This is a genomic window from Hyphomicrobium sp. NDB2Meth4 (assembly GCF_900117445.1).
Classification (GTDB): domain Bacteria; phylum Pseudomonadota; class Alphaproteobacteria; order Rhizobiales; family Hyphomicrobiaceae; genus Hyphomicrobium_A.
Genome location: NZ_FPEJ01000013.1, coordinates 870,306 through 882,496, shown reverse-complemented (window position 1 = coordinate 882,496; position 12,191 = coordinate 870,306). Strand labels below are relative to the sequence as shown.

12 protein-coding genes are annotated in these 12,191 nt (G+C 62.2%); 7 read left to right on the top strand and 5 right to left on the bottom strand.

What is annotated here, in order from left to right; all coding sequences use genetic code 11:
* Positions 1-71: 71 nt before the first annotated feature.
* From NDB2M4_RS19300 to NDB2M4_RS19285, 4 genes are all read left to right on the top strand, one after another.
* On the top strand, positions 72-1,166 hold the full coding sequence (locus NDB2M4_RS19300; RefSeq protein ID WP_072378360.1) for a Rieske (2Fe-2S) protein: 1,095 nt from the start codon (positions 72-74) through the stop codon (positions 1,164-1,166).
* Positions 1,167-1,171: 5 nt separating this feature from the next.
* Positions 1,172-1,867: a tetratricopeptide repeat protein gene (locus NDB2M4_RS19295; RefSeq protein ID WP_072377983.1), complete on the top strand. Its 696-nt coding sequence runs from the start codon at positions 1,172-1,174 to the stop codon at positions 1,865-1,867.
* Positions 1,867-2,187 (top strand): hypothetical protein, encoded by a 321-nt coding sequence (locus tag NDB2M4_RS19290; RefSeq protein WP_072377981.1) that lies wholly within the window; start codon positions 1,867-1,869, stop codon positions 2,185-2,187. The genes NDB2M4_RS19295 and NDB2M4_RS19290 overlap by 1 nt, the downstream gene beginning before the upstream one ends.
* Positions 2,188-2,346: 159 nt before the next feature.
* Positions 2,347-3,126 carry a TorF family putative porin gene (locus NDB2M4_RS19285; RefSeq protein WP_072377979.1) on the top strand — a complete coding sequence of 260 codons (780 nt, stop codon included), beginning with the start codon at positions 2,347-2,349 and terminating at the stop codon, positions 3,124-3,126.
* A 140-nt stretch (positions 3,127-3,266) separates the two neighbouring features.
* Here the strand turns inward: NDB2M4_RS19285 and NDB2M4_RS19280 are convergent, their stop codons facing one another.
* The 5 genes from NDB2M4_RS19280 to NDB2M4_RS19260 all read right to left on the bottom strand — a co-directional run bounded on the left by NDB2M4_RS19280 (position 3,267) and on the right by NDB2M4_RS19260 (position 7,275).
* Positions 3,267-4,100, bottom strand: a complete 834-nt coding sequence (locus NDB2M4_RS19280; protein WP_072377977.1) for an amino acid kinase family protein — start codon at positions 4,098-4,100, stop codon at positions 3,267-3,269.
* 10 nt (positions 4,101-4,110) lie between these two features.
* Positions 4,111-4,923, bottom strand: coding sequence for an amino acid kinase family protein (locus NDB2M4_RS19275; protein ID WP_072377975.1), 813 nt, complete (start codon positions 4,921-4,923; stop codon positions 4,111-4,113).
* A gap of 202 nt (positions 4,924-5,125) precedes the next feature.
* The gene (locus NDB2M4_RS19270; protein ID WP_072377973.1) at positions 5,126-6,070 is read right to left on the bottom strand and encodes an antibiotic biosynthesis monooxygenase; all 945 of its coding nucleotides are present in this window, start codon (positions 6,068-6,070) and stop codon (positions 5,126-5,128) included.
* Between the two features lie 138 nt (positions 6,071-6,208).
* Entirely contained in the window at positions 6,209-6,601 is a 393-nt protein-coding gene (locus NDB2M4_RS19265) for a YbaN family protein (RefSeq protein ID WP_072377971.1), read from the bottom strand.
* 32 nt (positions 6,602-6,633) lie between these two features.
* A complete protein-coding gene (locus NDB2M4_RS19260; RefSeq protein ID WP_072377969.1) occupies positions 6,634-7,275 on the bottom strand; it encodes a biliverdin-producing heme oxygenase in 642 nt (213 codons plus the stop codon).
* Positions 7,276-7,664: 389 nt separating this feature from the next.
* Here NDB2M4_RS19260 and NDB2M4_RS19255 point away from each other — a divergent pair, with 389 nt between their 5' ends.
* The 3 genes from NDB2M4_RS19255 to asnB all read left to right on the top strand — a co-directional run bounded on the left by NDB2M4_RS19255 (position 7,665) and on the right by asnB (position 12,176).
* On the top strand, positions 7,665-8,639 hold the full coding sequence (locus NDB2M4_RS19255) for an SH3 domain-containing protein (RefSeq protein WP_072377967.1): 975 nt from the start codon (positions 7,665-7,667) through the stop codon (positions 8,637-8,639).
* A 451-nt stretch (positions 8,640-9,090) separates the two neighbouring features.
* A complete protein-coding gene (locus NDB2M4_RS19250) occupies positions 9,091-10,140 on the top strand; it encodes a hypothetical protein (protein ID WP_139247385.1) in 1,050 nt (349 codons plus the stop codon).
* A 26-nt stretch (positions 10,141-10,166) separates the two neighbouring features.
* Positions 10,167-12,176 (top strand): asparagine synthase (glutamine-hydrolyzing), encoded by a 2,010-nt coding sequence (gene asnB / locus NDB2M4_RS19245; protein ID WP_072377963.1) that lies wholly within the window; start codon positions 10,167-10,169, stop codon positions 12,174-12,176.
* Positions 12,177-12,191 lie beyond the last annotated feature (15 nt).

Genomic DNA, 12,191 nt, shown 5'->3' with positions numbered 1-12,191 from the left:
CGCCCCGTCCGTGGGCACCGGTTTGCCTTCGATGGAATTCACAACGCAATTGGCAAGCCAGGGGATTGATCATGCTTCATCGCCCCGATCTCGGTTTTCATGACGAAGGGCAGGACTTGGCGGGCGCGGCGTTCTATGCCGACGCTCTACTACCTGTCGGCAAGGCGCGCGTGTTGCCTCCCTTGGCCTATCGTTCAATCCGATTTTCCCTGCTCGAGGATGAGACGATCTGGACGCGGGATTGGGTCTGCGTCGGTTGCTCGGACGAGATCGCTAATGAAGGCGATGTGCTTCCCTACACCGTCGGCAATCACGGCATCCACGTGCAGCGGGTGGATGGCGCCCTGAAGGGGCGGTTCAACAAGGCGCAGCATGGTGGCTGCAGGGCCATCCCACTGCAATGCCAGACGGGCAAGAAAACGAAGTGCTCGTTCACGTCGTGCGGCTACAGCCGGGATCGCGGTGTCATTCCTGCCAGCGAGATGGGGCAGGCGACACCGGAGATGGAGCAGTATCTGGGGCTTAGACCGGAGCGGCTGCTGCCCGTGCATGTGATGTCGTTCGGTCCGCTGATGTTCGTCAACCTCGATGTGGAGCCGCCGCCCATCAATGGCGCGCTCGATGCTGTCGTAGATGCGGGACAGTTCTTTCGGGATGTGACGCATCGGGCGGATGTCGGCTGGCTGGAGTTCAACGCCAATTGGAAACTGCTTGGGCAGCACCTGGCCGCGGGCGAGCCGATTGGGAAGCCGGACAGTGGGGATTGGCTCCTTTCCAGCAATTCCATCGCGGGTGAACCAGCGGTGGTGGCATGGTTGTTTCCAAATCTCGTGCTGATGCGGGCGCGTGGCGAGACCTGCGTGGTCGTCATGCAGCCGACGGCGCTGGGACAGACGCTGTGCCGCGGCGCCGTGTATGGCGCGCTGCGCGATGACGCAGCGGAGTTCTGGCGCGCGGAGATCGAATGGCGTGCGGCCAAAGCGGTCGATGAGCATCTTGCGACAGTGCGGTGGGGGACGGGGCTGCGTCCCGAAACGGTGGGAGCGGCGTTGCCGCTCCAGCTCGACGCGCAAGGTTACTGGATGCAGCGCATGGTTGCGGGTCGAGCGGCGCGCGCGATGGAGCAGCCTTCCCCGAAACCGATTTATCAGCACTTGAGAGGTTGACCAGAATGCTCTCCCTTTCGCTTCAGATAGACGAAGCTTCAGCGCTGTCCGCTGCTGTTGGCGCGTATGAGCGTGGCGACTTTCGGCAAGCATTCAGCTTGTTCGAGGAACTTGCTGGGCAGGGCGATGTCGAGGCCAAGGCGTGGCTCGCAGCGCTTTACGCCAACGGTGAAGGTGTCGACGCTTCGCTCGCATCTGCGGTTGCGCTTTACCGCGAGGCTGCTGAGGCCGGCAATGTGCAGGCGCAGACCAATCTCGGTGCGATGCTGGCTATGGGGCAAGGCGTTGCGCGCGATGAAGCGGAAGGCGTGCTGTGGCTGACCAAGGCGTCAGAGCAGGGCGATCTGTTCGCGCAATACAATTTGGCAACGCTCTACTCGAAGGGTGAGGGCATTCCAGCCGATCACGCGCTTGCCGCCAAATGGTACCGGGCGGCGGCCGAGGCGGGGCACTATCCCTCGCAAGCGCGTCTCGGGTTCTTCTATGCCAACGGGCTGGGTGTCGGGAAGGACAGGGTTGAAGCCTATCTTTGGCTGGCGCTCGCCGCACAACACGGCGTGGGTACGGCACTCAATGCGCTGGAGCAGATCGTCGAGCAAATGTCGTCGGACGAAAAGCGTCGCGGCGTAGCACTCGTCGAAGCCTGGCGTACGCGAACCTCAGAGGTTTCCCGTCATGCGCGTCTGCATCTGGCGCCGTGATGAACAACATCGTGTTCAGCCCGCAGCAGATCAAATTCGAGTTCCTGAGCTACATCAAGGAATTCGGAGGACGGCCTGAAGAGTGGCACGTCGGCTGCGCGGGCGATGCGAAAGACGCCCTGTTCGTGCAGGAGGGGGTCGACCGGGAGCAGGACATCTGGCTCTGGAAACCGGCCCTTTCTCCGGCGGCCGCACGCATCGTCTACCGCTACCTGACAGATCAATTGCACGTGCAGAGCGCGCCCGCGAATTCCACCTCGGGCGCGCACGTCTTTCTGTATAAGCGCATAGTAAATACGCTTAGCTCTACTGGCGCTTGATTAGGCATTGCGGCCCTTTATTGCATCGTAAGCATGCAGTGCGTTCGCGGGGCAACAATACTAATCACATATGACTGTTTTCTCCGTTTTTATCTAGGAATCCTGCTTAGACTCCATCTAGATGATAAATGTCAGTCGTGAACTACGGGGAAATAAAATATGTCGTCAGTAAAGCTGTCGCTCGCAGTTGGAGGTGTCCTCCTGAGCCTCGCGTCTCCTGCTTTCGCGGGTGATACGTCCCAGCCGTTGCCGTTCGATATCTTGTTCGGGACGAAGATCGCGAACGAATACAACCTGCGCAGCGTCTCGCAGACGCAGGGCGACCCTGCCGCGCAGGGCTACATCGAGGTCGACTTCAAGAACGGCCTTTATGCGGGCTTCTTCTCGTCGAACGTCAATTTCGACGGTACCAATCCCTATGCCGAGTTCGATTACTACGGCGGTATCCGTCATACGTGGGATCCGCTCAGTCTCGACGTCGGTTACGTTTACATCGACTATCAGGGCGAGGATCAGGGTCACCAGCTCGACTTCTGGAAGATCTACGGCGTCGGCAAGTATGCCTTGACGCCCGATCTCACCGTTGGTGCCAACATTTACTGGTCGAACTCGTTCGTCGGATATAACGGCATCGCGGGCTCGCACTCCTCATTCTTCGCCAAGCGCACGCTGCCGGAGCTACGGTTGCCGCACGACATCGGTTCGTATGTGTCGGGCGAGATCGGGCATCAGTGGGTCAGCGATGATTTTGCGCCTGGCTACACGTTCTGGAATGTCGGTGGTGGCTTCACCTACAAGGCTGCCACGCTCGACCTGCGCTACACGGGCTCCGATCTGTCCGACAGCGAGTGCGTTCTGTTCATCGGTCAAGCCGACTCGTGCGGCAACCGATTCTTCATGAGCCTGTCATTCGACACTTCGCTCAATCAGCTGAAATAGCGCGCGGCTGGCGCACACCGGCCGCTGTGTTGTTCGTCAACCGGGTCACGGCGTGATGCTGTGGCCCGGTTTGCGTATTGGCCCCCAGTTCCGCATTTGCACGCCCGATTCCAGCTACGGCCAAGGCGTCACGTAGCAGGTCAGCCTTTGCCAGCGCCTGTGTGAATGATGGTTCCCACATGTTCGCCGCGCAGGGCGGCGGTAAGCTTGCCGGGCACGAGGCCGTTGATGATCTGCACGTGCTCGATGTTGCGCGCATTGACCATCACATCGACCAACATGCGGTCGAACGGCAGCGTGCCAGGGTGCTTGATGAGCTTGCTGGCGTTGATCTCGCTGATGAACTGCGGCTTCTTCTTATCCGATGTCTTTGGGTCGTCGGTGTAGAGGCCGTCGACATCCTCGACGATGGTCAGCCCGGCAGCACCCAGTGCATCGGCCAGCAGGAAGGCGCCGGTGTCGGCGCGGTGCGGCGGGATCCGTGAGGTGGGGAACTCGTGATGATGGTAGGGCGGGAACGCACTGCCTACGACGGCGCGCGCGGCGGAAAGATGGATGGCGAGCTGGTTGGCCAACGTGTGGTGCTCGACGTAGGAAACGCCGTCGGGCGCGAGCATGGAAGCGAGGATATGACCGTTCTGACCGGCTTCGGTGGCTGCTAGCGAAGAAAGCGAGCCGACCGGCAAGCCGAGGTCGAGCCCCACAGTGTAAAGGTGGCGTGCGCGGATGCCGGCGCCAGTCAATAGCAACAGGCGATGCTCAGGCAGCAGCTTGCGTATTTCCTCGACGATGGGGACGATGGCGGCGCGACCTCGATCCATGATGGAGCGGCCGCCGATCTTGACCACCTGCAGCCATGGCAGAATGCGGATGGGGCGGTGCCCGGCAACCGGCGCGGTGAGCGAACCGTCGAGTAGCGTCTGGCGCGCGAGCGCGGAGTCGACGTGCTTGATGTCGTTGGACCTGTCGGACATGGGGCGCTCTTCAGCTCGCGGTGATGATGGTGCCGACATGCTCGCCGGCGAGGGCGCGGGTCAGGTTACCCGGCACGAGGCCGTTGATGACCTGCACCTCGTGAATGTGGCGTGCGGCTTTCAATAGGTCGAGCACGGGGAACTCGAGGATGGAGTCGTGCAGGCCGCGCGCTTTCATCTCGTCGACCGAAATTTTCGGGATGAAGGTGGCGTCCTTGGAGGTCTTGGGGTTCGCGGTGTAGAGGCCGTTCTCGTCCTTTACGTAGATCATCGACTTGCAGCCGAACTGCTCGGAGACGAGGAAGCAGCCGGCGTCGGTGCGATAGGGCGGAATGACACCTTCGCGCGAGGGACGCATCCAAAGCGAGTAGGGTGGCATGCCGCTGAAGACGACCGCATTCACCTCCGCCAGGAAGAGGGGAACGGACGAGAGACCAGCGGCGCTGACGGCTGAAATGCCGTGCTTGGCGAGAAGCTGACCGAGCATCGCCGCATTCTGGTCAGCGACCGCGTCGCCGAGCTGCGAGAGAATGCCGGCGGGCAGGTTGAGTTCGGAGGCAATCGAATAGAGGTGGCGAGCCCTTGTGCCGGCACCGGTTCCGATCAGCAACTTGTGCTGCTTGCGGGCTTCGACAATCTCGTCGACGAGCGGATAGACGGCGGCGCGACCGCGATCCATGACGCTTTGCCCGCCGATCTTGATGACGTTGGCGTCGGGCAGAATGCGATAGTCGGCGGCCTTCTCAGCCGCGGCCTGGAGCTGCTCATCGTTCAGCGAGCGCTGCGATAGGAGCAGGTCGAGCTGGGTCATCGTCTCAACCATGGTGGTCCTTGTCGTATCAATTCGGCGAGCATCCAACGGGGCGCTAGAGCCAGCGTCGGGTCTAAAGAGTGGGTGCTAGCGTTTGCCGGGAAGCATAAAGAGATCGCCGAAGTGGGTCGATGATTTTGCAGCTTATAGCACTTGAGTTTCGTGCCGCATGCAGCGGCTGGGTGCACAGAATCCGCGCACCGACGCCACCGCCTCAAGCCGGCGCAATAAGATTCCAAAGCAGAATGATCTCGATCAGGTAGCCTGCGACGAGTGCTGCCGGCATCGCCCACTTCCACCAGCGTGGGTAGCCTTCCGGATAGAGCCACCCGCGAAAGGCGAGGATTGCCAGCGGCATCAGCGGCCAGGTGGTGAGGCCGACGCTGATGGCGTTGCCGATGAATGTGCGGAGCGCCGGATTGAGGTGTTCGAGGTGCGGGCTCAAAAACCGCATCTCCAGCATGACAACCGGAAAGAGCGTGAGCAGTACGAGACAGGCTGTCTTCCACATGCTGGGCGGCGATCCCGTTGCCGGGTCGTTCGGGACCCAGCCCGGAAATGACGTGTCGACGCGAGAGACGTGAAAATCGCCGACGAAATCTGCGCTCTCGTTGATCATCGACGTGCGCTCGTCCGACTTGAGCCAGCGCTCCAGGTTTGCAGCAGTGTCAAAGCGGAGGACCGTGGTCCAGTCCATCTCGCCCTTGAGTGGTGGCTGAACGAATGAGCCGAGGAAGCCTGGGAACGTCGCCTGCAGCTTCTGCATGCGATTGGCCCACACGCGGTAGGCGCCTTCGCGGCCGGGCTTCAGACGCGTGGTGACGACCATGCTGACGCCGTTGACGACGGCGTATTCGGCCGCCGCTCGGCCGACGAGCTGCATGACGACGCCTGCTTCTACAAGAGGGACTACCTCGTCGACTAGCTTACGGTTGGTGTCGCCGTGACGCCATTGGCGCAGCGCGTCGAGCGAGTTGAAGCGCGCGAGGGCTACGGCTTCGAGCTGATCGGGCGGCGACGGAGGCCAGAGCTCGGCGCTTACAGCGTCTGAAGCCGTCAGCAACGCACTTTGCCAGCGTGCCTGCCACAGCGCGAAATCGGATTCGCGGCCGGGGAGGATGTGCGCACAAACGAGGAGCGTCGAAGGCGTGGGATTCACGTTCGGTCTGGCTCCCTTCGGTGAATACGCTCGTTCACGTGCAGTTCGCGGAAGGCTCGGCGAATCGCGAGGCCGTGTCGAACGTGACGCGCGGTTTGCTAGCAGGCAAGCGGCGCGAGGGAGCGCGGGAGAGGCTTGTCAGTCGTTCGACTGGGGCGGCGGGCTGCGAGGTGCCGGCAGGGGGCGTGACAGGACATAGATGCCGGAGGCAATCATGACGCTGGCGACTGTGGCAAGCAGGAGCGGGCCGGGGTGGGTGCCGATATAAAAGAGCAAGAGCCCGACAGTCATGCCCACGCAGGCCAGGAATTTTGCGCGGCGGGGTATGGCTCCTTCCTCGCGCCAGCTCCGGAGAGTGTGGCCAAAGCGCGGATGCTCGAGAAGCCAGCGTTCCCAGGCGGGTGAGGACCGCGCGAAGCAGCCAGCGGCGAGGATGAGAAATATCGTCGTGGGCATCACCGGCAGCATGGCGCCAATAATTCCCAAAGCCACAAACAAACATCCGAGACTGAAGTAGAGGTAGCGCCCCATCTGTCTCACGTTGCTCCTTTGCGACGGTCCCCTCAGGTGGCGATCTCTGGCTGCGAGGCCGGGGCTGTTGGTCCGGGGAGCGGCATCATCAACTCGACGAGGGCATGTACGCGCTCGAACGCGTTGCGGGCGGCGGCAAAGAGGCGTTCCTCGTCGGCTTTGGTCAGTGTCATCGCATCGAGCGCGGCTGTAAACTTGCGCCAGCTGATGCCACGCCCTTCTGGCGCCGCTGCGAGGTGACGCGCGCCGAAGTCCTCGCTGAGGCCCAGGCGGCTGGCGGCCTTGAGCAGAAACGCTGCACCCAGGTTGGAGCCCTCGGCGACGTAGAGCCAGCCGGCCGCGGTGGGGGCGTCGAACTTGGGCATCTCGTGCGCGGTATCGCTTTCGGCTGGGATGGGGAATCCGAGATCGGCGAGATCCTGGGCGACGGCCGTAAGGCGTGCCCGGACTGGAAGGTCATCGAATGCGCTCTGCAACTCAGGCAGATGATAGAGGTTGTTGATGTCGCGATGAAAGGCGTGCTGCACCTTGAGAAAGAGGCCATAGCGCTCGCGAGAGGCGAAAGGTGCCGCGGCCATGATGCGGGTGTCGATGCGCTGGTGCGCCGCTGCGGTCGCCTCTTTGAGGCGCTTCCAGCGCCCGGTGGGAGCGTCGGCCATAGCTTCTGCAGTCATATGACGTCCTCGTCAGATCAGCCTTGAACCTTATCGCGTTCTGCGCTCGAACGTGAATACTATACGATCTGAGTATCCTTTGTCTGGGGCGTCAATATCGCCTTTGGAGGCTCGATCAGCTTCACGGCCGCAGGGTTCGGGCAAGCCTTTGCCACCACTCTTTAATGGTTACAGTGGATGCTGGGATTTGAGACAAGGTGTGTCGCGTGTTGCTCGACGTAGCACTCGGCCTTCTTTCCCCGGGTGAGCATTGCTCCCCAACGAACGGGTGAGCAGGCAGAGATGACATAGGCATGCCTTTTGTGGGGAGAAACCACGGCAGTGCCAACCGGGTTCTCGCCACTTTCTCATTTCATTAAGGGTGCCATAGGGGGCACCTGGGAGAAGTGATGTTGCGGTGGGTCACGGTTGCGGGATTGTTGTGCAGCGTCGGCGTTGCGTCGGCTGAGCCGGTTCGCATGTCGAGCGCGGATATCAAGCACGTGATGCAGCCGGGCGCGCTGCTCGAGATCGATACCCCGCTGCGTATCTCCATTCCGGTCAAGGTCGAGTCCAACGGCATCGTTTCCGGTGAAGCTGGTGCGCTGGGTCTTACGCTTGGCGCCATGAAGGATCGTGGCCGCTGGTGGACCGAGTCCGACCAGCTTTGCGTGAAATGGTTCCGCTGGTTCGATGCCAAGGCGCGCTGCATTTCGCTGCAGCGTGACGGCAGCAAGGTCTACTGGCAAGAGAACAGCGGCGAGAGCGGCACAGCCACCATCACCGAGTCTCCGACCGCGATTGTCGCAAAGGCGAGCCCTGCAGTGGAGAAGCCGAAGAAAGTGCAGACGGCTTCTGCTGATCGGGTTGAAAAGATGCGCGTTGGTGCGGGGGATGTGGCAGACGTTTCCTTCGAGGAGCGGGCTCCTGCAGCTCAGCCCGTGGCGCCGGTCCGCACGAGGGTGGAGCCGACGAGAGAGGCCGTGGCGATTGCGCCGCCGCCTCCGAAGCTCAAGGAGGCGCCGCGGACCGTGCGCGTTGCGAAAGTTCCCAGCACGCGGAAGAAGCCTGCAACGAACATAGTCAAGCCGAGCAAATCCACTCCCGACGATTTGGCGGAAGCGTCGGCTGTGTCGACGTCGTCGATCTCGCCGGGGACGTTCCGGGTGTCGAGGGTCGTGGACGGCGACATGCTGAACGTTCGCAGTGGTCCATCAGAATATCATCAGGCAGTGGGCGCGATCCCTGCCCGCGGGCGGGGCGTGATGATCGTCGGGGCTTGCCGCGATCTATGGTGCCCAATTCGGCATGGGCGGCTCAAGGGTTGGGTCAACCGCTACTATCTCGCCGAAGATATCAGCCAGGCGGGCCCATCGCGGCATTAGCCTCTATGGCCGCGCCCACGCGCGTGCGATCAGCTTAATCGCTTGGTAAGCATGCGCGCCAAAATGGTTGGCCGCGGCTAATCCTACCCGGTCGCTTTCAGGGGCGCTCCGTGCGCTGAAAATGCCCGTAGAATATGACGTTGCGCATATATCCCGTCGTTGGGATGGGCCCAAGCGTCGTTAATTTGCGTACTCAAATTATCAAGACTTGGCGAACCACCTTTGTCTAAGTGGCGCAGTGTGCCTGGCCGTAAGGTGGTCCGGGTTATGCAGTTGCTGAGAATCGGGTGCCGAACGGCTCGTGCGTGCATGGAGACTGGGACAGGCGGCGCCCCAGTTTGAGACGTGTGCTCGCATGCGTGTGTTTAGCGCCAATTTCGGTCGGTTGTAGGCAGAGTATCAGTTCATGAGTGAGGTCATTCGCGCTGTCCGACGCGGGGATGTTCCGGCCGTGACCGAAATGTTCGCGCGTGTCTTCATGAAGGGGCGCGCGCCCTCCAAGTCTCTGCTCTCCTCCTATTTCGAGGACATCCTGTTCGATAGCGCCCGTGACGGCACGGAGCCGCGTTCGCGCGTGTTCGTCGACCGGGAGGGCGTTGTGCGCGGGTTCATCGGCGTGTGGCCGCGCCGCATGCTGCTGGGTGGCCGGATTATCGAGGCAGCGGCTGCCGGCTCGATGATGGTCGATCGGCCGGAGGATCACCCGACGGCCGGGGCGCGGCTATTGCGGGCTTATCTGGCAGGGCCGCAGGACCTTTCTTTCAGCGAAACGGCGAACGGCATTTCGCAGCGTATGTGGGAGCGCGTCGGAGGCGAACGTATTCCTGCGGCCAGTCTTGATTGGCTGAAGGTGCTGCGTCCTGCGGGTTTCTGTGTCGCGGCGGCGGGTGCTTCGTTTCGGCCTTTGCGAGCACTGCGCCCGCTGGGTTCTGTGATCGATCGTTTTGCTTCGTCTGCTGGCTTTGTCGCCCTGGAGGAGACAGAGACGCGAGGGTCGCGCGATGTTGCGGCGACGACCGGCGAAGTGCTCGACGCGATCCAGCTGCTGAGCGGCAGCTATCAATTGCGCCCGGATTGGGAGTTGCCGGCTTTGCCGCGTTTGCTCGCCCATGCCGAGAGCAAGGAGCGTTACGGCGAGCTGCATCGGCGCGTTGTTTACGGGCGCGGCGACAAGCCGGTTGCCTGCTACCTCTTTCATGCGCGGCGCGGCGACATCGCGCGCGTGCTGCAGGTCTTGGCCGAACCTAACGCCGCGGGGCTGGCGATCGACAGTCTCTTGCGTACGGCCGCCGATCTTGGCTGCGTCGGCGTGCGCGGACGCGCAGATCCTGGCCTGTTCGACGCGCTCGTGTCGCGCCGGTGTCTTCTCTATCACGGTGCCGCGACAGTCATTCATGCTCGCGACAAGTCGCTGCTCAGCGAGGTGCAGGGTGCACGTTCGCTGATGACGGGGCTTGCAGGCGAGTCATGGCTTCGTCTCATCGGTGGAAGTTTTGCGTAACGGCCGCGTGGCGCTGGAGCTCTCGGATGTGTGGAATTGCTGGATACTTCGGACTGCCGGTGGCGCCGGAGGAAGCGCGCGCGCTGCTGATGCGGATGATCGAGACGTTGCAGCATCGCGGGCCTGATGGAAACGGCACATACGTCGATGGAGATGCCGGGCTGGCACATGCGCGCCTCAGCATCATCGACGTTGGCGGCGGGCGCCAGCCGATGTGCAACGAGGACGGCTCTGTCTGGCTCTCGTTCAATGGCGAAGTATTCAATTACGTAGAGCTGCGTGAGGAACTGATTGCGCGCGGGCACGTCTTCAAGACGCGCTCCGACACCGAAGTGATCGTGCACCTTTACGAGGAGCGCGGTGCGGATTGCGTCGAAGCACTCAATGGTGATTTCGCATTCGCGATCTGGGATCAAAGACAGCAGCGCATGATGCTGGCGCGGGATCGTGTCGGTGTTAGGCCGCTCTATTATGCTCGGCTCGATCGCGGGATCGCGTTTGCGTCAGAGGTGAAGGCGCTGCTCGAGGTGCCGGGCATCGATGCCTCCCTCGACCCCATCGCGCTCGACCAGATGTTTACTTTCTGGTTCCCGCTGGCGCCGCGCACACCCTTCAAGGGGATCAGCGAGCTGCCGCCGGGACACGTAATGATCGCAACGCGCGATGGCGTTACGACGCGCCGCTACTGGCAGTTCTCCTATCCCGACGCCGCAGAGGATCGTCCGGTTTCGGAACGGGAAGAGGCGCGGTGGAGCGAAGAAGTGCGGGAGATGCTGCTCGACGCCGTGCGTATTCGCCTGCGTGCCGATGTCCCCGTTGGCGCTTATCTCAGTGGCGGGCTCGATTCATCCATTACCACCGCGGCAATTGGAAAGTTCGTGCCCGACCAGCTGCGCTCGTTCTCGGTGGCATTCGAGACGCCGGAATATGACGAGAGCGTATTCCAGGAGGAGATGGTCGCCGCGCTGGGCCTCAGGCATTCGGTGACGTACTGCCGGGACGACGATATCGCGGGAACGCTGCCTGAGCTGATCCGCCATACCGAGCGGCCGATCATGCGCACGGCGCCTGCGCCGATGCTGCTGCTGTCGCGGCTGGTGTGCGAAAACGGCGTCAAGGTTGTGATGACGGGTGAGGGCGCCGACGAAGTCTTTGCCGGGTATGACGTCTTCAAAGAGGCCAAGGTTCGGCGGTTCTGCGCGGCGCAACCGGGATCGCGCCTGCGACCGCTGCTGTTGCGCAAGCTCTATCCGTACATGCCCCGGCTGCAGGGGCAATCGCAGCGCTATCTGGAAGCGTTCTTTGGCAGCCAGGACGCGCTCAATGATCCGCTCTATTCCCATCTGCCGCGCTTCCGCACCAGCGCTGCGGCGAAGGGCTTCTTCTCGGCAGATCTACGGGCCAGCATCGGCGACTATGATGCGCTTGCCGATTTGCGTGACCAACTGCCCGCCGAATTTGGACGCTGGCATCCGCTGTCGCAGGCTCAATATCTGGAGAGTGCTTTCCTGCTTCCTGGCTACATCCTATCGTCTCAGGGCGACCGCGTGGCGATGGCGAATGGGGTCGAAGGCCGGTTTCCATTCCTTGACCATCGACTGATCGAGCTCGCCTCGCGCATCCCGCCGCGGTTGAAGCTGAAGGGCCTGACTGAGAAGCATATCCTCCGGCGCAGCGTCGCGGACATGCTGCCGGAAGGGATCGCCAAGCGCACCAAGCAGCCGTACCGCGCGCCGGAGAGCCGCGCATTTTTGCGCTCGCGCGTGTCGGCCACGGTGCTCGATCACTTGTCGCCCGCGAACCTAGATGCCGCCGGCTATTTCGACAGCAAACTGGTCGGCCGTCTCGTTGCCAAATGCGAGAAGCTGCCTTCGACGGGGTTCAGGGACAACCTGGCGTTCGTTGGCATCCTGTCGACCCAGGTCTGGCACGAGACGTTTACGAAGCCCGCGCAGGGAAGACGTGGCATGAGCGTTGCTACGTCAGCTGCTGAAGCCTTTCGGGGCGGCGCTTCAGTCGCCCAGGGCAATGCGTAATCAGTGAGTGGGCTA